The sequence below is a fragment of the Megamonas funiformis genome (assembly GCF_010669225.1).
GTDB classification, from domain to species: domain Bacteria; phylum Bacillota; class Negativicutes; order Selenomonadales; family Selenomonadaceae; genus Megamonas; species Megamonas funiformis.
Window position 1 is genome coordinate 2,232,058 of sequence record NZ_CP048627.1, and the last position, 21,964, is coordinate 2,254,021.

Here is a 21,964-nt window from a genome sequence, read left to right on the forward strand (position 1 = left end):
CGCTAACGTGAGGGACATTCGGTATTATTTTTAATAATGCTAAATAATTTGTTATATTTTCCGCATTATAAAATTTAGCGGTAATCGCAAGATTATTGAAAAACATTATCATTGAATACGGTTTTTGCTTAACTGTCTGAGCGTAGCGAGTTTTAAGCTTTGTATGAAATGATAATTTTTTTCAAAGCTTAAATTTTATCTGCGGTGGCTTTCTTTGGTTCGTTTCTTTGCCATCAAAGAAATGAACTTATAATATAAGGAGGAAAAAATTTTTTATGAATATTTTACTAGCTATTGCTGTTATGATTGTTATCATTATTGCTAGTTATTTAGCTGATAGAAAATACCCTACAAAGAGAATATTTATTATTCCTTGTGGCATTATTTTACTTTGTTTTGTAGCTGTCTATAGTTCTTTAGTGATACCATCTTCTTCAAATTCTATCTCCACTGAGCAACGTTTGGCTATTTTAAACGAACAACCTTATTTTATAACATGGTACAATGATTATAAAGAAGATATCAATCAGCTAGATAGATTTGCTACAGTTTATCACAAAATCATTTCTAATTATGAAAATCAATCCATATCTGCAACTGAAGCTTTAAGTCAATTGCAAAGATTATATGATGAAACAAATGCTTTTAATAATTCATTACAAGATGCTTTACCGCCAAGTGAATTATCACAAAACAATTATACATTAGTTTATAATATTTTGGAAAAAACTCGTGTTTATAGTTATAAATTAAATGAAACTGTTCGTCAAAGTATTGTAATCATCAACGAAGGAACTTACAATCAAATTGAGCATAAAGATATTGTAAATAATTTAAATCGCATTTATGCTATTGAAGCTCCTATAATGTTAGATATCAATAACGAAGTATCGCAAATTAAAGATAATCTAACTATCCCAGAAAATTAATCACAAATATAATATATAGATAAAATAAAAGGTGATACTAAAAGTATCACCTTTTTTATTATAATTATTATTATAAATCTTTTACAATTGTTTTGAGATATTCCGCAAAGTCACCAAATAAATCATCACGACGGAGAGCAAATTCTACTGTAGCTTTCAAAAAGCCTAATTTATCGCCTACATCATAGCGTTTGCCGGTGAAATTATAAGCATAAACATTTTCACGTTTTGCCATAACTTTGAGTGCATCTGTCAACTGTATTTCTCCACCTTTACCTGGCTTAGTATTTTGCAATACTTCAAATACATCTGGAGTGATGATATATCTACCAAGCACTGCCATTTGACTTGGAGCTTCTTCAATGCTTGGTTTTTCAATCATGTCATTAACTTTCATCAATTGTTCATTGATAGTTGGTACGCCTGCTACAATACCATAAGAAGAAACCTTTTCTTTTGGCACTTGTTGACAACCTAAAATAGTAGCACCTGTTTGATTATACATATCCATCAACTGTTTTAAAGCTGGCATTTCAGGATTATAAACTATATCATCACCTAATAATACAGCAAATGGTTCATTATCAATGAATGCTCTAGCACATAAAATAGCATCACCTAAACCACGCATATGTTTTTGGCGAATGTAATGTACATTGATTTCTGATGTTTCCTGTACCATTTCCAATAATTTAGTTTTACCTTTAGCTTTTAATTCAGCTTCTAAAATTGGTGCACTATCAAAATGGTCTTCAATTGCACGTTTAGCATGACCACTGATGATCAAAATATCTTCAATACCACTAGAGATAGCTTCTTCCACTATGTACTGAATTGTAGGCTTATCTACTATTGGTAACATTTCTTTAGGTGTTGCTTTTGTCGCTGGCAAAAAACGAGTACCAAAACCAGCAGCAGGTATAACAGCTTTGCGAATACGTTTCATAACAATCTACTCCCTATAATCTATTCAAATAAATAAAATACTTTAAATTATGACAATTTTATACAATCAAAAATCATTATATCATAAAAAAAGATTTTCTTCATAAAATTATTAACTCTATTGATTATAAAGTTTACCAAATTATAACTATGAAGAAAATCTCTCTTTATTATTAATTTTTAGCTATCCTATTCATTCCTATTGTAAGTCTTATTTTTTAATTACTAATCTTATCATTACTATTTCCTCAAAATTTAAGGCTTTATTCTTCGTTTATCTTTTTTATTTCTTCTACACTTAAATTAGTATATTTAGAAATAAGCTTTATATCTACTTTATCTTTTAACATATTTTTTGCAGTTTGTATAGCTTGTTGATATAGCCCTTTTTGCATGCCTTGCTGTAATCCTTGCTGTAAACCCTGCTCTAAACCCTGTTGCAATCCTTCTTCTTTAAATGCATTCATATAGGAATAATAATCTCTTATAGCTTTTTCTCTCTGTTCATATGCTCTACGTTCTATTTTATCCTGTAAAAATGTATCTTCAAATTCTACTGCTTCTTTAATTGCTGGAGTTGTCATCGCTATTTCCTCCAATTCTTCTTTACTATATTTCCCTGAAAAATAAGCAAGCCATGCTTCAGATACTCTTATTTTTCGCATATCCTTTAAGGTAAATTTGGGCAATTCTAAAAAATGTATCTCTATATGGTCCGTAAGTTTTTTATGAGATTTCACATTTAATAGATTATAGATGTTATGCCATTCTTGCTCATCTTCCAAATAATCAAATGCCAATAGATTTATAGCTATAGCCTTCTTTAATTTCTTATATTCAGCACCTTTTTCTAATTGCTCTGAATACATCTTTGACCAATAATATAATGAACGCTCAGCCATTAATTTAAACGGACAAACTTGCACCTCAATATCTACTTGCGTACCATCATTTAAATCCGCTCTAATATCTAATTTAGATAATTTACCATCTAAAGTTAATGGTTCATTATCTTTATCTAAAAAACTTATATCTGTAAAATAGTTTTTATCATCTTTATTTAAAACTCCATTTAAAAAACTAAGTGTTAAATTCTTTCTTTTTTTATCCCCCAAAAGTTTTTTAAAATATAAATCATTTAATCTATTAAAATTTTCCATGATAATATTCCTCCATCATCTATATTATAACACAGAAAAATATCGTAAAAAAATTAAACTGCACTTTCAAAAGTCAAATATAAAGCAACTTTTAAAAATGCAGTTTATTATACTTATTATAAATAAAATCTCTGTTTTTATTTTTATTAATGATTGACCTGTTTAGCTAAAGTTTCATTCATATGTCTTATACCTTCTTCTAAATTAGCCAAATGTTTATCCATGCGAAATAACAAAAAACTTGCCACTACCATAGGAAAACCATAATTTGCTATATACGTAAAAATATATTCCATATTATCACCTTAATTCTTTATTTCTCTAGAGATTTATTAATAAAAGCTAATGCTTTACGATAATTTTTGCTTACAGCTTGTACAGATATGTGCAATAATTTTGCTACTTGTTTATATTTTAATCCCTTAAATACTACCAAGATAAAGACTTCATACTGTTTAGGTGGCAATTGATGAATAATCTTCATTATATCTAATCTAGAAGAAATACTATCAGCTAAATCCTCATCTACTGCCAATAAATCCCCAAATTCTTTTACTTCATCTTCATCATCTGTATTCATTTGAGCAGATAACGATACTTCATTTTGCCAAATACGCAGATATCTACGAAATAAAGTATGTACACCTTGATATACTTTTACTTTAGCGTAACCAGCAAAAGGCACACCTAAAGACTCATTAAAATCCTTAATTGCTTGATAAAAACTAATCACGGCTTCTTCATACGCCTCTTCTTGAATAGATATTAAATGATGTTGTCTAGAAGCACTATTTAATAAATTCTTATACTTATTTAATAATAACTGTATAGCATAATTATCTCCAGCTTTAGCTTTTATTAATAGTCTTTCCATCTAATCGTCTTCTTTCTATCATCAAGAGAATAATTTAAAAGAAAAAGGGGTGACACGCACCCCTTTTTCCTTATTCCGCAGCTATTTCTGCTGTGTCCTGACGATTTACACTACCTAAATTATATTTTTGTAAGCCCGCTATTTTTTGACCGATATCTAAAATATCATCTTCTGCTAAAGAAGGATTGATATAACCGAAACTACGACTGCTATAGCTAGCTTTACCTGTAGAAGTAGTACCTGTTTCCACTTTAATAATGATTTCACATTCTGCGTTTTTCTTAACTGCCATAATACATTCCTCCTAATGAACTATAAAATTATAAATTAAACTTAAGCTAAAACATCTTGTGTAGTAGTTGTGATATATGCTTCTTTAATCGCTGTTGCTTTATGATTATTTTTGATAATAGCCTGTATATCAATCATTTTCTGCATGACTACATCGACTTCGCTCTTTGTCAATTCATCTTTAGGATCTGCCAAATTATATTTAAAATCGTCTCCATTATCTAAAGTAAATACCATTGTTAATTTGCGTGTATCTGCCATTAAAAATCACTCCTTAATTTTAAAATTTAAAAATACATCATAGCTTTAATTGATAACATCTTTTACCGCCGTTTCTTATTCATCTTATCAACTCCTTACACTTATTTACTTGCAACTTAGATTGCAAAAATCAACCCCTAAATCAAAAATTTTTTCTTAGCAAATAAAAAAGGCAAACTATTATCCAAAAACATAATAGTTTGCCTTTCGCTATATGTGCAGTTATGAATTTAAACTTTATATATTTTCTGCGAAGTATTTTCTAAACTTATATTTTTAAGGTCAAATAAATTTGAGGCGTAAAATTTATCCATTCTCATACCAAAACCAATACAAATTTTAAAAATAGTATCTTCTGTAGGATTACGACTTTTTTCACTTAATAAGCTAGCCACAGTTGAAGGTGGCATTCCTGCTTTATTTGCCAAGCCATTTATGCTCAAATTATAAGCCTTACACAATTCCAAAATCCTATAATCTACTGCCTTTATAAGTAGCATTATAATCATCTCGCTTTTTCTTAAATTAACTATATTATACTCTTATAAAAATAAAATGTATTCGACATATCGTAAATTTTTATAAAAATAACAAAAAATTCCCCCTAATTTGCTTAAAAGGTTTAATTTCTTCATTTAAACTGCAAGTAAATCATTAAAGGAGTGATTACTTATGCAAAATTTTCAAGTAGTAGATATCTCAGCTTGGCAAGAAAAACTCAATTGGCAAAAACTAAAAGCAAATAATATTCAAGGCGTTATCATCAAAATAGGTGAGTACACTCATCTAGATGAAATGTTTATCTCACATGTAAATAATGCTGTAACTTATAATCTGCCCTATGGCATATATTATTATGCTCATGCTTCAACAATTGATAAAGCTATAGCAGAAGCTAATTGGGTAGATAAACAAATCAAAACATATCTCAATGGACAAAATCCATCACTTGGCATCTGGTATGATGCAGAAGATAAATCTATACTCAAAAACAATATCAATGTAGCTTATATGATTGGCAATTTCATCAATCAACTAAACGAACTAGATTATAATTATGTAGGTCTATATAGTTCCTATAATTGGCTAACTAATATCATTGACTTAAATCTACTTGCAGATTATATTCCCATCTGGTCTGCTCAATATTATCATGAAAACAGCTTTAAACTAGAATATCCTAATCGCATTTGTAAGATATGGCAATACACAGATCATAAGCAAATAGATGATATGATACTTGATTGTAATATTTATTATGCATAAACCATACTAAAAGAAAACCGCAAAGAAGATATATTCTTTGCGGTTTTTTCTATTTACATATTCAATTCTTGTAAATATCTTAATGAAGCATCCTTCCATGCAGGTAATCTATTAAATCCTGCTTCATCTAAACATTTTTTGCTCATTCTTGAATTATGTGGTCGTTTAGCTTTTGTTGGAAATGCTGTTGATGGTACTGGCTTTACATTTATCTTTATATCTGCTTGTTTAAATATTTCACAAGCAAAATCATACCATGAACATATCCCTTCATTTGTAGCATGGTAAATACCATATTTATCAGATAATGCCATATCACAAAGTAATTTTGCTAAATCCACTGTATAAGTTGGTGAACCTATTTGGTCATTAACTACAGTTAATTTATCATGAGTTTTAGCTAAGTTAAGCATCGTCTTGATAAAATTCTTACCGTTATTACCAAATACCCAAGAAATACGCACAATAAAATATTTATCTAAAATCTCTTGTACAGCTAATTCTCCATCAAGTTTAGATTTCCCATAAACATTTTGTGGTGCTTTTTCATCATTTACTTCATAAAAATCTTCGCCACTACCTGCAAATACATAATCTGTACTAATATAAATCATCTTGGCATTAATTTCCTTACATACATTTGCTAATTCCTTAGTTGCTAAATGATTTATTTGATCACAAAGTTCTACTTCATCTTCTGCCTTATCTACTGCTGTATAAGCTGCACAATGAATTACTGCATCTGGTTTATATGCTTTAACAAAAGCTTGCATCTTTTCTGTATCTGTCAAAGAAAACTCATTTCTTGTTGTACCAATACATTCTACATTTCTAGCTTTTAATTCACGTATTACATCAAAACCTAATTGACCTGTATAACCCGTTACTAAAATCTTCACTCCAAATCACTCCTTACAAAGAAAGAGAGCCTACGCTCTCTTTTTATTTATCTATTTTTATACATCTTATCATAATAATCTTTGTATTCACCACTGATAATTTTTTCCCACCAAGATTTATGTGTCAAATACCAATCAATAGTTTTCTTAATTCCATCATCAAACTTAGTAGCAGGAAGCCAGCCAAGTTCATTATGAATTTTCGTAGGGTCTATTGCATATCTTCTATCATGACCTGGTCTATCTGTTACAAATTCAATTAAATCTTCACTTTTACCAAGCTCTTTAATAATTGTTTTCACAACTTCTAAATTAGTGCGTTCATTATGACCACCAATATTATATACTTCGCCAATTTTTCCTTTACGAATAATTAAATCTATAGCAGAGCAATGATCTTCTACATAGAGCCAATCACGTACATTTTCACCTTTACCATATACTGGTAATTTTTTATCATTTAAAGCATTTGCTATCATGAGTGGGATTAATTTTTCAGGAAAGTGATATGGTCCATAGTTATTTGAACAACGAGAAATAGTTACAGGTAATTTATAAGTGCGATAATATGCTTGTACTAATAAATCCGCTGAAGCTTTCGAAGCTGAATATGGACTAGAAGTATGAAGTGGTGTTGTTTCTGTAAAGAATAAATCTGGTCTATCAAGTGGTAAATCTCCATAAACTTCATCTGTAGATACTTGATGATAGCGAATATTACCATACTTATGACAAGCATCCATAAGTACACTTGTACCAATTACATTCGTCTGTAAAAAGATTTCTGGATTTTCAATAGATCTATCCACATGAGATTCTGCTGCGAAATTTACTACAACATCAGGCTTTTCACTTGCAAATAAATCATCAATAAAAGCTCTATCAGCAATGTCTCCTTTAACAAATTTAAATTTAGGATTTTTCATTGCAATTTCTAATGTTTCTAAATTGCCAGCATAAGTCAATTTATCTAAACAAATTACTTCATCATTTGGATAATTATCTAATTCATAATAAACAAAATTACTACCAATAAATCCTGCTCCACCAGTTACTAATATTTTCATTATTTATCTTCTCCATATCTAAAATCTGCTACACATTCTTTAAATGTTGGAAGTACTGTATCTTTTGCAGATAATATAACTTTATCTGTACCCCAATCTACTTTTAAATCTGGATCATTATAAATAATTCCACTTTCTAATTTTGGTGCATATAAATTATCTACTTTATAATGAACTTCTACATCATCTGTAAGTGTTACAAATCCATGTGCCATTCCTCTTGGCATAAAGATTTCTTTTTTATTATCTGCTGATAATTCTACAGAAATCCACTGACCATATGTAGGAGATCCTTTTCTAATATCTACCACTACATCAAGTAAAGTTCCTCGAAGTACACGTAAAAGTTTTGCTTGACTCATTGGATTTAATTGAAAATGAAGTCCACGTAATACACCTTTTTGAGCAGAATATGAATGATTATCTTGAACAAAAGTAACATCTATTCCAGCATCTTTAAATGCTTTTTCTGAATATGTTTCCATAAACCAACCACGGTTATCTCCATATACCTTTGGTTCTACAATATACACACCATCTAATTTAGTCTTTACAAGTTCCATGATATACCTCCATCTGCTATGGCTAAAAGATATTGACCATATTCATTTTTTGCAAGTGGTTTTGCTAATTCTTTTAGTTGCTCTTTATTTATATAACCTAAATTATATGCAATTTCTTCTGGACAAGCAATCTTAAGACCTTGTCTATCTTGTACTGTTTCTACAAAAGAAGCTGCTTGCAATAATGACTCATGAGTTCCTGTATCAAGCCATGCATAACCTCGCCCTAATGTTTCTACATTTAAATTGCCTTTTTCTAAATAAATTTTATTTAAATCTGTAATTTCTAATTCTCCACGAGCTGATGGTTTTATAGATTTTGCATATTCCACTACATTTTTATCATAAAAATATAATCCAGTTACAGCAAAATTGGATTTTGGTTTTTCTGGTTTTTCCTCTAAGCTAATTGCTTTACGATTTTTATCAAACTCTACAATCCCATAACGCTCTGGATCTTTTACATAATAAGCAAAAACTGTTGCTCCATCATCTTTTTGAGTAGCATTTTTTACCAACTTAGATAAATCATGACCATAAAAAATATTATCTCCTAAAATAAGGGCACAACCTTTACCGTTAATAAACTCTTCACCAATAATAAAAGCTTGAGCTAATCCATCTGGACTAGGTTGAACTTTATAAGAAATATTTATACCCCATTGAGAACCATCACCTAATAAAGTTTGAAAACTTTCACTATCTCTAGGTGTCGTAATCACTAATATATCTTTTATACCTGCTAACATCAATGTAGATAAAGGATAATATATCATTGGTTTATCATAAATTGGCATTAATTGTTTACTTATTACCTTAGTAAGTGGATAAAGTCTAGTTCCCGAGCCACCTGCTAGTATTATTCCTTTTCTTATCATAATCAATATTCTCCAATTAAATTATAATGTTTTTTTCATTTTATTAAAAATAATATTCAAGATAATCTTCTTATTAGTAATATATTCATAAAAACATACTAATATACTAAAACTAATAATACTTACTAATATTTCTAATATCAATGTAATTATAGTTATATTTAATTGTAATAAAACAAACCCTCTGACTATAAGTATAGATATTAAAGCTATTATTACATATGGTATACATTTATAAATACTATACTTTATACAAACTTCTTTTCTAATAAACCATGCCTGTATAAAGCTCATCATAAGCTCTGATAATATTATTGATAAAATAGCTCCTATTGCTCCCCATATAGGAATTAATAAAACATTAGATATTGCATTAATTATTAATCCTATTATAAAAGATAACATATATTGATTATCCCTACCATGTGGTAATAAATATTGAGTACGAATCACTTCACTTATACACCAAATAGGAATAGATATTGCAAATCCTATCATCAAATTTGAACAAACTGAAAAACTACTGCCCCAAAATATCGGTGCAAATTCTTTAGAAATAGCAATAATATTTGCTAAAGAAAAAATAGCTATTATCAATGAAATTAACAAACTATCTACAAATTTTTTATTTGCAATTTCTATATTTCCTTTACTATATAATGATACAAGATGTGGACACATTGCTGTTCCTAATGATGTAATAATAGTTCTTAAAACTAATACTTTTGATGCACATGCATAATATCCAACCTCTGATGCATTATAAAATGTATTTATCATAACCTTATCCATTGATTGATATATTATATATGATAAACTTGGTATCATTAATATTATTAATGGTTTATATAGTTTTTTACATTCTTTTAATTCTGGTATTTTAAACTTTATAAATCGTCTACTATAAATAAATCCCCAAAAAGCAGATATAAACGGACAAATTGACATAATTATAAAATAAAGATAAATATCTTCACTAGATTTAATAAAAATAACTATACATACAAAAGCCACTATTTTTGTTAATCCATCTCTTAATGTAAGTATTTTTATATTTTCTAATCCATAATATAAAAATGCATTATCAAAAATAACTGTTAACAATGTTACTAATTTTATCCAAAAATACATTCTATTTGTTTCATCTACCATATAAATAACAAATAAAAAATATATGCTTATTACAAAAAAAACATTTAAAATATTTACTAATACTATATTGATATATTTTTGACTCATTAAATCTTTATTTTCTTTATATTTCGCTATTTCTCTCATACCATAACGATAAATACCTGTACTTGCAAATACTAAAAAAATACTCACAATAGCATCTACATAATTATATATTCCTAAAAGCTCCGCACCTAACCTTCTTGATAAAATTGGCGAGGTTACTATTGGTAATAACATTAGTAAAAAATTATACACTGAAATATAAATGAAATTCTTCTTTATATTACTCATTTAAGGCCTCTAAATATAAAATCATAATATTTTTCTAATTTTTAATTGATTTTCAATACTTTTATTAAATCTTTTTTTAGTTCTAAAATACCATATATATTTTAATAAATCAGCAAAAAAATATTTTATATATTTCAAACAATATTTTTTTGTACTTAATATCGGTTTATAATCTTTCCATGGTGAATTTTTCAAATAATATCCCCATAACTTACTATCTTTATACATATTCATAAAAATCCAAGGTCTACCAAAAAATTCACCTGCAAAATGTATTATTTTTATATTTTTTTTAGCATACTCTATTTCTTTAATATCATAATATGATGATACTGGTCTATCTGAAAAATTCTGTATTAATTTAGGTTTATACGCTCTAGTTATATACATCATATTATATTCTAATGGTAATGTATCTATCCTATCTTTAAATACTATATTTAATATATCTTGATCTCTTTGATAATAATCATCTTTTAAATTTCTTACATGATTTATTATCATATTCTCAGCCTCTTTTTTTCTCCATTCATCTAAATTTATTAATAATACTCCTGAATTAAAATATACATCATCTTTTTTAAAATTTATTAATTTATTATGTTTAACAGGCCAAACATCTCTAACTGCTGCAAAAATCCCATTAACATTTCTATCATATAAATCTTTAAGGTTCCCATTAACTAAAGTATCACAATCTAAATAAATTATTCTATCTATACTTTGAGGTAACAAACTTCCTATAAAAAGTCTAGCATACATAAAGGTTATTAAACCATTTTTCATTTTACTATTATCATTAAAAAGTACTGTATCATTTAATATTTTTAATTTTTTTTTACAATTAATAAAAAATATATTACATTTGTATTCTTTTTCTATTTTTTTTAATTTATCAATATTATCCATCGTATAATCATCACATAATAAATAAAAATTAACATTTTCATTATGTTTTAATACTGATAACATACTAATTCCTGCTTGCATTACATACATATTATCTGCAGCATAACAAATATTTATATTATTATTCATTATATCCTACCTTTTCTATAATATCTATAAATAATTCAGCTGATTTTCTTTTATTAAATTTTTCATGCAAAAAACAATATCCATTTTTACCAATTTTTTCTATTTCTCTAGGATTATTAATTAAGAATTCTATACTTTTTATAAAATCTTCAGCTTTTTCACAATGTAAATAATCCACTTTATTTCTAGCTGGAATTCCTCTCATACCTACATTATTTGATAAAACAGGAATACCTGCTGAAAATCCCTCTAATACTTTTATTTTTATCCCCGATCCATTTATTAAAGGAACTACCATACACATTGATTCAGATAATATTTTTTTTATTTCTTCATAAGATATAAATCCCGTTATTTTTATATTATTATCCTTTTTCCCATATTTAAATAAACTTTCATGTGGATTACCACCTATTATATAAAATTCAACATCTTTTCTATTTAATTTATTAAATACATTCTCAATAAACCAAATACAACTTAAATAATTATCTGGTCTATTCATAGCTCCAAAAAATATTATTCTTTTTTTTCTATTTTTAGATTCTAAATAATAATCATCATAATAAGGAGCTATAACACTTACATTTTTTTGTCCCATCTCATTAATTATCTGCTTATCACAATAATTTAATGTAAATACATAATCAAATTTAGGTATAACATTTTCTTCTTTACTTTTCAATAATTTATATTGTCTTTTTCTAATAAATTTTACAAAACTATTTTTTTCTAGACAATATTTGCCATACGAATTTAAATATAAAACATCATGTGCATTTGCAATATATTTAGATTCAGGATAATACTTTTTTATATCATCAATTAGCAACATCATCATCGTAAAACTAATAATTATTAAATCTGCTTTATAATTATTTTCTTTTAATCTAACAATAGCTTCTAAAACTTTTTTCTTTCTGTATCTATCTAAAATATGTGCATATTTATGGTTAGGTGTAGTTAACATAAATATACCTCTTTTTATTTCTCTATATTTATTAAATCCTTTTTCTTTATTTATAGGATAAATATATCCTTCTATATTATTTTTTTCTAAATCTAAATATTTTAACTTGTCTTTTTCACAAAAAGATATTAATTTTACATTAATATCTTTTTGCTTAGCTAATTCTTTTATATAATAATTATGAACCTTTTGTCCTGCTTTAGGTACTGTATCATATGGTGCTGAATACGATATATATATAATATTCATTTTATATCTCCTTCCTATAATTTTGATAATATATTCCATAATCTATATTTTAATAAATATTTATATATTTTATTTTTTATTTTTGTTACTTTTATTTTATTTAAATTATCTAAAGTAAATAATCTTGTTCTTTTTAAAAATTTTACAGTATCCCTTCTATCTTTTTTCAAATTTCTTCTTACAAGTCCACAAAAACTTTCAAATCTCTGTTCTATATATTTATCTAATATAGGCGTATCATAGCTTGCAACAATTCTAAAATTAAAAATAGCTTCCAATAATGTATCTAAATCTGAAATATTTTCTTGTCTTATTTTATTAGAAATAGATACTGATGTATTTACTACATGATTATATGATGATGTATTTGATATACATATATTATTTACATATTTCAAGTATATTAAATTAATATAATAATCATCACCTATTGATATATTCACATTAAAATCATTAATATTTTCACGTAAAATATCACCTAAATATATTTTATTCCAAACAGCACCACTAGCACTAGAAAAATAATAATCATATACATCTTTCTTATTATTTATAAACTTATTTTCTAAGTATCTTTCTTCAATAAATTTATATTTATTATATTTATTTATTTTATTATTTAAAAAATAAAAATCTGCCTTTTTTTTTAATGCTAATAATATATTTTCAAAATAATCTTCATTAATAAAATCATCCACATCCATAAAAACTATATATTTACCTTTAGATTTTTTTATTCCATATACACGAGCTTTAAAACAACCTCTATTTTCTATATGATAACAACTTATATAACCATATTTTTTACTATATTCATCACATATATCTTTACTTTTATCATTTGAACCATCATTTATTAATATTATTTCATAATCTTTAAAATTTCTTATTAAAATACTATCTAATATTTTATTTATAAAATTTTCAGCATTATAAATAGGAATTATAATACTTAACAACATATTTCCCACGTAACTTAAATCTCCTTACTATTTATGCTTAGAAAAGATATTATACATAATGTCATAATAGTATATACATATTGCACAGAAACTATATACAATTCTACAAATCCCGAAAAAAGCATTGTATATACTATTCCATATAATATATATCTTTTCTTTATATTCTCTATCTTCTTTGCTTTCTTTAGAATTATATTAAACAATACTACATACCCTACAAATCCTATAATTCCCATTCTTGCTATTATATTTAAAAATCCCATTTCAAAAGTTCCTATTCCTTCTGTCAAAGACCATACATTTTCAAAATATGAATTACTACTATTATATACTATCTCAGAAAAACCAAATACTAGATGATAATAATCATCTTTATGCAAATCCCAAAAACTTATAACTCCTAATAATCTAAATAAATAATTTTGACTTTCTAATAAAACATATTTTATAACTATGCTAATTATAATAATAGATAACAAAGTAATTATAAATTTAAATATATATCTTTTTAATTTAGATAAGTTCTTAATTATATACATATTGCTTATAATAAAAAAAATAATTGTCATTATCCATATTGTACGTGAGCCAGATAAAAATATTAACAATATATATATATATACTAAATACATGTCAAAATTTCTTTTTTTTCCTAATATTATATATGTGTATATAGATATTAATCCTACTAATAAAGATGCAGCTACTATATTTTTATGTCCCATTCCTCCAGTTAAGCCAAACGAAAAAACACCTTCCCCTACGCTAGCTATAATACTTGTACCCACTATTAAAGAAAGAACACATACTATAATATATCCCATTAATATAGCATATGAAACAATCTTTAAATCATCTATAGATTTTAAAAAATATTTTCCTAATATAGTAAAAGATGCCATTAAAAAATATGCTAAAACTAACATAATTTTTTGTTTAATTTCAAGATTTTGTATCAATATACCTATAGATAATAAAAAAACAATTAATAATACTTGAAAAAATTGCGTATATATTACTTCTTTACTTTTAAGTAAGGATTTATATATTTTAAGTAAAATCAAAAAATATCCTAAATATAATAATGAAGAATTTATTCCTATTTCTGATAAATACAAAGATGATGAAATCATTAATAAAAAAGATATTATAAAAATATATATGCTATTTTTCTTTATCACCATCATATTTGTCATCCTCTTTTTCATTTATAATAAAATTATAATAACTATTCTTTATTTTTGTCTTATCTTCTTCAAATTTATATGTTAATTTATGAAATGGAGTCATTAATTTTATTTCATTCCATATATTTTTATCATATTCATCAAATAAACGTAATAATAAAATATGCGGTATAGAATTACTAAAAGGTATAACTTTTTTCCATTCTTCATGATATGTTTCTATAGCTAACTGAAACATATTATGAAAAATAAAATAATCTACCAATTTATTATTTTTTCTCCAATATTCATATAATAAATTTCTAGTTAACTTTATTATTATATTATTACTATACGATGTTATAAACCAATTAGATACACTAGTAACATGACCATCTAATCCAGGTTTTAAACATTGAAATAAAAATAACTCTGAATCTAGCATATATCTAGGAATATTTTTTTTTGTACAAAAAACAGTAGCATCTATCCAAGTACCCCCATATTTTAAAAGTAATTCTAATCGTATTAAATCTGAAAAATGTGCTCCTTTTATTATTTTATTATCAATTTTTTCTTGTATATATTCAGGAAAAGATATATATTCTTTATAATTTTTTTCTGTAATTAATATAATCTTTCTATCCTTAATATTATTTAATACGGATTCATAACACTTTTTTACAATAAAAGGAGCATTTTCTATTCCTTGAAACCAACAAAACCATATAATTGATGATTTCTTTGATTTTTCACTTTTAATATTTTTACTTTTAAAATCTTCTATAAACGGAGTATATTCTTTCTTCAAATTATTAAAAATGCGATTACTAACCGCTAATCTTACAATTTCTAACGATTTTTTTGAAAAACCTATTATAAGCGTTTCTAATAAAGCAAAACATATTACATTGGCATATTTATATCGTTTTAAAATATTTATTCCATCAACTTTTTTAAATAAAAATTTTAATTCTTTTAAATTCATATCTTTATCTCATTCTTTTATTTTTAATATTTTAAAATGTACTTTTCTTTTTTCAACAGGTGGTAATTCCATATAATTTCCATAGGTATATTTTAAATATTCATCATATTTTTCAACTCCTCTTAATCTTAAATTTTCAAAATCATAAAATTTGCCTTTTCCATAAAAATCTGCTGGAACTATTTCTCGTGTACGATAAGCGCCCATTATATTACCTATATACTTAGAATTTTTTACATTTTGACTTCGTAATAATACATCTATTTTGGACTTTTGCTTATATGGAGTTGTTAATTTTTCTATAGGTATTCTCTCCATTATTTTTAATAAAAATTTTTCAAAAAAACTGCGTTTTCGTTTTCTATCAATAGAATCTTTATAACATAATGACATTAAAGCTCTATGATACATAACTCTAAAAAAATATATTTTTCTAAGAATAAAATTATTAGGCGTTCCATCTATAGGAAAAATATCTATTGAAGCATGCGTATATTTATTATTATTACCAATACGTTCTTCTATAACTTCTGTATTTAAATCTAATATTCGTGTAATATAATATTGATAATTTGAATCTGTTTTATAATTTACTAATTTTAAATTTGCAGATAATTCTTTTGGTGCAACTTCTAAAAATTTTTCATAATCATCACGTGGCAATCCTAAATCAATATCATCATCCCATGGAATAAAACCTTTATGACGTATTGCACCTAACATTGTTCCACCTATCATATAATATACTAATTTATATTTATCACATATTTTCAGTATTTCTTTTAAAATTTTCAAATCAATTTGATGTAATAAATCTATGTCTTTCATATAATGCTCCTATAAAGATAATTTATTCTTCTCACTTATTTTATCTAATATTAAACTTCTCAACTGAGTACTACTTGTTCCTTTTGTATATGGAAAGTATACTATTTCCACATTCTTATCAGCAAAATATTTTTCATATTTCTTAAATCGTTCTGATCCTTTATAATCACTTCCAACAAACAATTTATTATAATGCCAATATTTCCATGCTTCACTATCTTCAGTACAAGATTGTACAACTTTATCAACATATTTTATACTACCAACAATAGCTTTTCTTTCCTCAAAAGATATAAAAGTTTTTTTATTTTTATGGTTTGCATTAGGATGAACACCTACTATAAGATAATCACATTGTTCTTTCGCTTTCTTTAATAAGTTTAAATGTCCAATATGAAATAAATCAAACGTTCCTGATAAATATCCAATTTTTACTTTGTTCTCATTTATAACTCTACCAGATAATAATTTATAATTATAAGAATCAATTCCATATTTATTAGGATTTTTATGATATCTATCTATCACATTTTTATATATTTTTTTATATTCTGGAATATATATTTCTTGTTTATCAAACAATTTATTTACAATTTTTTCGGCTAATTTAATTGTTAGACTTATATTATTATCTTCCCCATTAAATCTAGTTCCTTTTATTGAACCTGGAGAAACATTTAGTATTCTATTTTTATATCCTTCTACTTTTAATTCTATATTTACACTTTCAACTAAACGACAAATAGCGGCTTTAGATGCAGCATATACTGAAAACATTGGTGAACTACACCAACCTGCAATACTTCCCATAACACCACAATAAAAATCTTCATTTGATTTTATTCTATCATAAAATAATCGTATAATTTTTATTATAGATACTGTATTTACTGTTAATAAATTTTGTATTTCAGCAGTATGTAAATATTCAAAATCAGCAACTCTTCCAAAACCAGCTGTAAGCATTAATGAAGATATATTTTTGTCTTCTTTCAATGATAAAAATATATCTTCATTAAAGTCTAATAAATTACAATAACAATATTTATAAGTTTCACTATCTTTTAATATATTTCTATCCGGTTTACAAATATCTAGTATATATACATAATAATTTTTTTCTATTAAATTCTTAGCTATAGCAAGACCAATTCCATTACTTCCACCTACAATAACAGCTTTTTTATTCATATTTATCTCTCCAAAAATAAATTTTTATATTCATTTGAAATATATATCCAACTATATTCAGCTTTAATTCTTTTTTTTGCTTTATTTCCTATCTCTTTTATTTTTTCATCAGATAATATGTCCGCATAATTTATTAAATTAGCTAAATTATTATCTTCTTTTGTCCAATAAAGAGCTCCATCCTCAGCAACTTCTCTATTAAATCCTACATCCAAAAGTAAATTTAAATTAGTAGAACCTAAAGCCTCTAATAATGATGGATTTGTTCCGCCCACCTCATGTCCATGAAAATATCCATATGCATTTTCTCTAATTTTCATCAACAATTCTTGGTTATATACTGTTCCCACAAATTTTATTCTAGAATCCTCATCAAATTTTGTTTTTTTCTTTAATTCTTTAAGAAATTTTGTACTCACATTCGTAATAATTGCAAAATCTTTTTTAGATTTACTCTTCATAAATTCTCTAATCATTGTTTCATAGTTATTTTCAGGTACAAAACGTCCAACTACTAAATAATAACTTTTTTTATCTAATTTTTTTTCTTTATACCACTTTAATAATTTTTCATTATTATCTTCTAATAAACTTTTTCTTGTTTCTGCTCCATATGCAATAAATATAGTATTAGGTTTATATTCTTTATATTCTTTTTGAATATATTTTTCTATATTCTTACTATCGCAAATTAAAAGATCTGCATACTTTACCATTAATTGTTCTGATATTTTCCAATATTTTCGAACAGGCTTAGACCATTTTTTTCTTAAAAATTCATGCCCATCAGGGTTTACATACAATTGTCCATTTAATTTATGTATTTTTCTTTGAAAATATGCCGCAAAAGGCCCTATTCTACAAGCCAGTACATAAATTATTGGATTTTTTATATTATTATTCTCTATATATTTGCAACATCTACTTAATGCTACTATATCATAATAAATAGCCTGTGCTGGACCTATGTTAGGAACTTTTACTTTAAAACATCTAGCATTATGATATTCAAACTCTTCATTTTCATTACCCTTACAAGCTATATGATATTTTATATTTTTTTCATCTTGATGATACTCTGTTAACTTATCTACAAAAGTTTCATATCCTCCATATGAACTTGGTATTCCCTTAGATCCAATTATAAATATATTTTTCATTTCTTTCTCCTAATCATTCATTATCAATAACAATATCATTATCATTAATATATTTACCAGATTGCACCTCTATAATAATCAAAGGTATTTTTCCTGGATTAGATAATTTATGTTTTACTCCCATAGGAATATAAGTACTTTGATTTTCAGTAAAAATACTTTCTCTATCATTAATAATTATCTTACCTGTACCAGAAATAACTGTCCAATGCTCACTACGATGATAATGCATCTGCATAGTAAGCGAAGCCCCCGGATCCATCTCTATCTTACGCACTCTATAACCTTCAGATTCTGTGAGTAAAGTATATTTTCCCCATGAGCGATACATAGTGACATTTTCTTTTGCTTCTTTTCTTTTATTCTGCTTAAGCTTATTCACTATATTTTTTACTTTTTGACTCTCACCTTTTTTTGCTATAAGCAATACATCCGGTGTATCTATAATCATTAAATTTTCTAAATCAATACCAGCTATTAGACGACTATCACCAATAATCATCGTATCTATACAATTTTCCGCTAAAATATCACCTTTAAATACATTTTTATCCTTATCAGAAAGTACTTCTGCAATAGCATCAAAACTGCCAATATCATTCCAATAAATATTTTCCATTGGTATCATCATCATCTTTTGTGATTTTTCTGCTACTGCATAGTCAATGGATATATCTGGCATATTTACAAAATTATCCACTGTATATTTATAACCATTCTGGGTAATATCTATTATTGCTGGCATATATTTAGTAAGTTCAGCCTGCATAGTAGCTATGCTAAACATAAACATACCACCATTCCAATAATAATTGCCAGAAGATATATATTCTTGAGCTGTAGCTAAACCTGGTTTTTCTTTAAAAGAAATAACTTTTTTAGCTAAATTACTATTTTTCTCTACTTCAATATAGCCATAACCAATCTCTGGTTTTGTAGGTTTAATTCCCAAAGTTACTACATTATCTTTAGCTATATCTTGAGCATTTCTGATTAAATCTTGAAAAACCTCTATTGGTTTAATTAAATGATCTGATGGACTAACAAATAATATCTCATCATCTCCACATTGCAATACATTTTGACAATAACATTGTGCTAAGGCAATAGCAGGAGCTGTATTTTTTCCCATTGGCTCAGTAATAATATGTGCTTCTTGTGCATTTATAGTTTTTAATTCTGCTTGCACATGAAAAATATAACGCTCATTAGTCACTATAATAATATCTCTTGCTTCTACTAAACCTAAAAATCTCTCTATAGTTTGTGCAAGCAAAGATTTATCTCCTATTACATGAAGAAATTGTTTAGGATAACAATCTCTAGATAAAGGGAATAATCTAGTACCGCCACCACCTGCTAAAATAATAATTTTCATTTATTAGACTGCTCCTTTACTACAAAATACTGCTTTAATAGTTTTAATTAATAATATAATGTCTATCCATACAGACCAATTGCGTATATACCAATCATCCATCCTCAATCGACCTTCAAAAGTTACATCAGAACGGCCATTTACTTGCCAATATCCTGTTATTCCTGGTACCGTAGAGATAATAATATTATAAAAATGTCCCATCATCTCTTTTTCACGGGGAAGATATGGTCTCGGACCTACAAAACTCATTTCACCTTTTAATACATTGAGAATTTGTGGCAATTCATCAAGGCTAGTTTTTCGCATGATCTTGCCAGCTTTTGTAACACGAGGATCATAATCATGAAGCTTTTGAAACTCATCCCATTCTTTTTTAGCTACTGGATTTTCTGCTAAATATTGCTCTAATAATTCATCACTATTTGTATACATGGAGCGAAATTTATAACAAGTAAATTCTTTACCATTTTTGCCAATGCGCTTAGCATTATAAAAAATAGGTCCTTTGGAATCCATTTTTACCCATATAGCACAAGCTATTATTATCGGAATCACTGGTATACAAATCAACAAACCTACGATTAAATCAAAAATCAATTTAATCAATTTATTGATATCACGTGCTAAATTATTGCGAATGCGTATAAGCATAAACTTTTCATCAAAAAAAGTTTCTAAATCAGCGCCCCCCATAGGAATAGCTGACAAACTAGGTATGATACAGATATTTCTGACTAAAGGTTGCACCCGATGAATGATTTCTTGTTTTTTGGTCTGCTCTAAATAAGGAATAGCTATCAATACATTATTTATCCCTGTAGTTTTAATTATTTCTTCTATATCCTTAAAATCACCTAATAAAGGATAATTTTCTAATCCTTTTACAGGAATTTTATCACTGATTAAACCTACTATTTTATAAGAACTCATTCCTATATCACTATTGATAGCTTTAACAAAAGCTAATGCTTCTTCTTGAGCCCCAATAATAAGTAAAGGAATTTGAAATATATTCCTTTCATCTAAAATACGCTTTAATAAATAACGCATTATTACTAGACAAATAAAACTAGCTAGCCATAATAAAGCTAAAAAAGCTATACTATGTTCAGTAGAACTTGCTCGCACAAAAAAGAATAATAAGACCGCAATAATACTATATATACTACTATAAAAAAGCGACTCGACCCTCTGCCAAAAAGGAATAATGCGACGATAAGTTCTTGCGGCGGCAATAAAAGCTATATAGATAAACGGTATAACGATAAATAAATCTATATGACGAAGATTTTCCTCACTAAAATATATAGCTATCATCTCTGCTAATAATACTGCTAGATAATCTGCCATCAGTGATATACCGGACCAAATTATGCGGATATTCTGTTTTAGATTAGTTTTATAATTTTGTACCAATAAATTCACCTA

At 26.2% G+C, this 21,964-nt stretch carries 24 protein-coding genes; 2 read left to right on the forward strand and 22 right to left on the reverse strand.

Annotated features, from left to right (window positions below):
* Positions 1 to 275 precede the first annotated feature (275 nt).
* Positions 276 to 929: a hypothetical protein gene (locus tag GXM21_RS11175; protein ID WP_008539598.1), complete on the forward strand. Its 654-nt coding sequence runs from the start codon at positions 276 to 278 to the stop codon at positions 927 to 929.
* Between the two features lie 70 nt (positions 930 to 999).
* Here GXM21_RS11175 and galU read toward each other — a convergent pair whose 3' ends face one another.
* The 7 genes from galU to GXM21_RS11210 all read right to left on the reverse strand — a co-directional run bounded on the left by galU (position 1,000) and on the right by GXM21_RS11210 (position 4,960).
* Positions 1,000 to 1,875 carry a UTP--glucose-1-phosphate uridylyltransferase GalU gene (galU, locus tag GXM21_RS11180; RefSeq protein WP_008539597.1) on the reverse strand — a complete coding sequence of 292 codons (876 nt, stop codon included), beginning with the start codon at positions 1,873 to 1,875 and terminating at the stop codon, positions 1,000 to 1,002.
* A gap of 262 nt (positions 1,876 to 2,137) precedes the next feature.
* The gene (locus tag GXM21_RS11185; RefSeq protein ID WP_008539596.1) at positions 2,138 to 3,034 is read right to left on the reverse strand and encodes an Rpn family recombination-promoting nuclease/putative transposase; all 897 of its coding nucleotides are present in this window, start codon (positions 3,032 to 3,034) and stop codon (positions 2,138 to 2,140) included.
* Positions 3,035 to 3,180: 146 nt separating this feature from the next.
* Positions 3,181 to 3,330 carry a YvrJ family protein gene (locus tag GXM21_RS11190; protein ID WP_008539595.1) on the reverse strand — a complete coding sequence of 50 codons (150 nt, stop codon included), beginning with the start codon at positions 3,328 to 3,330 and terminating at the stop codon, positions 3,181 to 3,183.
* Positions 3,331 to 3,347: 17 nt separating this feature from the next.
* Positions 3,348 to 3,908 (reverse strand): sigma-70 family RNA polymerase sigma factor, encoded by a 561-nt coding sequence (locus GXM21_RS11195; RefSeq protein ID WP_008539594.1) that lies wholly within the window; start codon positions 3,906 to 3,908, stop codon positions 3,348 to 3,350.
* A 70-nt stretch (positions 3,909 to 3,978) separates the two neighbouring features.
* Positions 3,979 to 4,200, reverse strand: coding sequence for a DUF1659 domain-containing protein (locus GXM21_RS11200; protein ID WP_008539592.1), 222 nt, complete (start codon positions 4,198 to 4,200; stop codon positions 3,979 to 3,981).
* Between the two features lie 41 nt (positions 4,201 to 4,241).
* Positions 4,242 to 4,460 carry a DUF2922 domain-containing protein gene (locus GXM21_RS11205; RefSeq protein ID WP_008539591.1) on the reverse strand — a complete coding sequence of 73 codons (219 nt, stop codon included), beginning with the start codon at positions 4,458 to 4,460 and terminating at the stop codon, positions 4,242 to 4,244.
* Between the two features lie 230 nt (positions 4,461 to 4,690).
* Positions 4,691 to 4,960 carry a helix-turn-helix domain-containing protein gene (locus GXM21_RS11210; protein WP_008539589.1) on the reverse strand — a complete coding sequence of 90 codons (270 nt, stop codon included), beginning with the start codon at positions 4,958 to 4,960 and terminating at the stop codon, positions 4,691 to 4,693.
* 172 nt (positions 4,961 to 5,132) lie between these two features.
* Here GXM21_RS11210 and GXM21_RS11215 point away from each other — a divergent pair, with 172 nt between their 5' ends.
* Positions 5,133 to 5,726 (forward strand): GH25 family lysozyme, encoded by a 594-nt coding sequence (locus GXM21_RS11215; RefSeq protein WP_008539588.1) that lies wholly within the window; start codon positions 5,133 to 5,135, stop codon positions 5,724 to 5,726.
* A 53-nt stretch (positions 5,727 to 5,779) separates the two neighbouring features.
* Here GXM21_RS11215 and rfbD read toward each other — a convergent pair whose 3' ends face one another.
* Genes rfbD through wbaP form a run of 15 tightly spaced genes read right to left on the reverse strand, consistent with a single transcriptional unit; the run spans position 5,780 to position 21,952 of the window.
* Positions 5,780 to 6,625, reverse strand: coding sequence for a dTDP-4-dehydrorhamnose reductase (gene rfbD / locus GXM21_RS11220; protein ID WP_008539587.1), 846 nt, complete (start codon positions 6,623 to 6,625; stop codon positions 5,780 to 5,782).
* 47 nt (positions 6,626 to 6,672) lie between these two features.
* On the reverse strand, positions 6,673 to 7,692 hold the full coding sequence (gene rfbB, locus GXM21_RS11225) for a dTDP-glucose 4,6-dehydratase (RefSeq protein ID WP_008539586.1): 1,020 nt from the start codon (positions 7,690 to 7,692) through the stop codon (positions 6,673 to 6,675).
* Positions 7,692 to 8,255, reverse strand: a complete 564-nt coding sequence (rfbC, locus tag GXM21_RS11230; RefSeq protein WP_008539585.1) for a dTDP-4-dehydrorhamnose 3,5-epimerase — start codon at positions 8,253 to 8,255, stop codon at positions 7,692 to 7,694. Before rfbC ends, rfbB begins: the two co-directional genes overlap by 1 nt.
* On the reverse strand, positions 8,243 to 9,133 hold the full coding sequence (gene rfbA / locus GXM21_RS11235; RefSeq protein ID WP_008539584.1) for a glucose-1-phosphate thymidylyltransferase RfbA: 891 nt from the start codon (positions 9,131 to 9,133) through the stop codon (positions 8,243 to 8,245). Before rfbA ends, rfbC begins: the two co-directional genes overlap by 13 nt.
* 21 nt (positions 9,134 to 9,154) lie before the next feature.
* Positions 9,155 to 10,600, reverse strand: coding sequence for an oligosaccharide flippase family protein (locus GXM21_RS11240; protein WP_008539583.1), 1,446 nt, complete (start codon positions 10,598 to 10,600; stop codon positions 9,155 to 9,157).
* A gap of 21 nt (positions 10,601 to 10,621) precedes the next feature.
* Positions 10,622 to 11,638, reverse strand: a complete 1,017-nt coding sequence (locus tag GXM21_RS11245; RefSeq protein ID WP_008539582.1) for a glycosyltransferase family 8 protein — start codon at positions 11,636 to 11,638, stop codon at positions 10,622 to 10,624.
* A complete protein-coding gene (locus GXM21_RS11250; RefSeq protein ID WP_008539580.1) occupies positions 11,631 to 12,857 on the reverse strand; it encodes a glycosyltransferase in 1,227 nt (408 codons plus the stop codon). Before GXM21_RS11250 ends, GXM21_RS11245 begins: the two co-directional genes overlap by 8 nt.
* A gap of 14 nt (positions 12,858 to 12,871) precedes the next feature.
* Positions 12,872 to 13,819, reverse strand: coding sequence for a glycosyltransferase family 2 protein (locus GXM21_RS11255; protein ID WP_244263887.1), 948 nt, complete (start codon positions 13,817 to 13,819; stop codon positions 12,872 to 12,874).
* Positions 13,820 to 13,833: 14 nt separating this feature from the next.
* Positions 13,834 to 15,009: a hypothetical protein gene (locus GXM21_RS11260; protein WP_008539576.1), complete on the reverse strand. Its 1,176-nt coding sequence runs from the start codon at positions 15,007 to 15,009 to the stop codon at positions 13,834 to 13,836.
* Complete coding sequence (locus GXM21_RS11265; protein WP_008539575.1) at positions 14,987 to 15,976, reverse strand: capsular polysaccharide synthesis protein; 990 nt, start codon at positions 15,974 to 15,976, stop codon at positions 14,987 to 14,989. The genes GXM21_RS11260 and GXM21_RS11265 overlap by 23 nt, the downstream gene beginning before the upstream one ends.
* A gap of 9 nt (positions 15,977 to 15,985) precedes the next feature.
* Entirely contained in the window at positions 15,986 to 16,804 is an 819-nt protein-coding gene (locus GXM21_RS11270; protein ID WP_008539574.1) for a LicD family protein, read from the reverse strand.
* A gap of 9 nt (positions 16,805 to 16,813) precedes the next feature.
* A complete protein-coding gene (locus GXM21_RS11275; protein WP_163604715.1) occupies positions 16,814 to 17,995 on the reverse strand; it encodes an SDR family NAD(P)-dependent oxidoreductase in 1,182 nt (393 codons plus the stop codon).
* A 2-nt stretch (positions 17,996 to 17,997) separates the two neighbouring features.
* Positions 17,998 to 19,155: a beta 1-4 rhamnosyltransferase Cps2T gene (gene cps2T, locus GXM21_RS11280; protein ID WP_008539571.1), complete on the reverse strand. Its 1,158-nt coding sequence runs from the start codon at positions 19,153 to 19,155 to the stop codon at positions 17,998 to 18,000.
* A 13-nt stretch (positions 19,156 to 19,168) separates the two neighbouring features.
* Positions 19,169 to 20,533 carry a mannose-1-phosphate guanylyltransferase/mannose-6-phosphate isomerase gene (locus tag GXM21_RS11285; RefSeq protein WP_008539570.1) on the reverse strand — a complete coding sequence of 455 codons (1,365 nt, stop codon included), beginning with the start codon at positions 20,531 to 20,533 and terminating at the stop codon, positions 19,169 to 19,171.
* A 3-nt stretch (positions 20,534 to 20,536) separates the two neighbouring features.
* Complete coding sequence (gene wbaP, locus GXM21_RS11290) at positions 20,537 to 21,952, reverse strand: undecaprenyl-phosphate galactose phosphotransferase WbaP (protein ID WP_008539569.1); 1,416 nt, start codon at positions 21,950 to 21,952, stop codon at positions 20,537 to 20,539.
* Positions 21,953 to 21,964 lie beyond the last annotated feature (12 nt).

Bases quoted from the DNA above. Each gene is read 5' to 3' on its own strand.
- GXM21_RS11185 (WP_008539596.1), bottom strand. From the start codon at position 3,034: ATGGAAAATTTTAATAGATTAAATGATTTATATTTTAAAAAACTTTTG.
- rfbC (WP_008539585.1), bottom strand. From the start codon at position 8,255: ATGGAACTTGTAAAGACTAAATTAGATGGTGTGTATATTGTAGAACCA.
- GXM21_RS11195 (WP_008539594.1), bottom strand. From the start codon at position 3,908: ATGGAAAGACTATTAATAAAAGCTAAAGCTGGAGATAATTATGCTATA.
- GXM21_RS11265 (WP_008539575.1), bottom strand. From the start codon at position 15,976: ATGAATTTAAAAGAATTAAAATTTTTATTTAAAAAAGTTGATGGAATA.
- GXM21_RS11270 (WP_008539574.1), bottom strand. From the start codon at position 16,804: ATGAAAGACATAGATTTATTACATCAAATTGATTTGAAAATTTTAAAA.
- rfbB (WP_008539586.1), bottom strand. From the start codon at position 7,692: ATGAAAATATTAGTAACTGGTGGAGCAGGATTTATTGGTAGTAATTTT.
- GXM21_RS11190 (WP_008539595.1), bottom strand. From the start codon at position 3,330: ATGGAATATATTTTTACGTATATAGCAAATTATGGTTTTCCTATGGTA.
- GXM21_RS11260 (WP_008539576.1), bottom strand. From the start codon at position 15,009: ATGATGGTGATAAAGAAAAATAGCATATATATTTTTATAATATCTTTT.
- GXM21_RS11240 (WP_008539583.1), bottom strand. From the start codon at position 10,600: ATGAGTAATATAAAGAAGAATTTCATTTATATTTCAGTGTATAATTTT.
- GXM21_RS11285 (WP_008539570.1), bottom strand. From the start codon at position 20,533: ATGAAAATTATTATTTTAGCAGGTGGTGGCGGTACTAGATTATTCCCT.
- GXM21_RS11175 (WP_008539598.1), top strand. From the start codon at position 276: ATGAATATTTTACTAGCTATTGCTGTTATGATTGTTATCATTATTGCT.
- cps2T (WP_008539571.1), bottom strand. From the start codon at position 19,155: ATGAAAAATATATTTATAATTGGATCTAAGGGAATACCAAGTTCATAT.
- rfbA (WP_008539584.1), bottom strand. From the start codon at position 9,133: ATGATAAGAAAAGGAATAATACTAGCAGGTGGCTCGGGAACTAGACTT.
- GXM21_RS11245 (WP_008539582.1), bottom strand. From the start codon at position 11,638: ATGAATAATAATATAAATATTTGTTATGCTGCAGATAATATGTATGTA.
- galU (WP_008539597.1), bottom strand. From the start codon at position 1,875: ATGAAACGTATTCGCAAAGCTGTTATACCTGCTGCTGGTTTTGGTACT.
- GXM21_RS11215 (WP_008539588.1), top strand. From the start codon at position 5,133: ATGCAAAATTTTCAAGTAGTAGATATCTCAGCTTGGCAAGAAAAACTC.
- GXM21_RS11275 (WP_163604715.1), bottom strand. From the start codon at position 17,995: ATGAATAAAAAAGCTGTTATTGTAGGTGGAAGTAATGGAATTGGTCTT.
- GXM21_RS11250 (WP_008539580.1), bottom strand. From the start codon at position 12,857: ATGAATATTATATATATATCGTATTCAGCACCATATGATACAGTACCT.
- GXM21_RS11205 (WP_008539591.1), bottom strand. From the start codon at position 4,460: ATGGCAGATACACGCAAATTAACAATGGTATTTACTTTAGATAATGGA.
- GXM21_RS11210 (WP_008539589.1), bottom strand. From the start codon at position 4,960: ATGCTACTTATAAAGGCAGTAGATTATAGGATTTTGGAATTGTGTAAG.
- GXM21_RS11200 (WP_008539592.1), bottom strand. From the start codon at position 4,200: ATGGCAGTTAAGAAAAACGCAGAATGTGAAATCATTATTAAAGTGGAA.
- GXM21_RS11255 (WP_244263887.1), bottom strand. From the start codon at position 13,819: ATGTTGTTAAGTATTATAATTCCTATTTATAATGCTGAAAATTTTATA.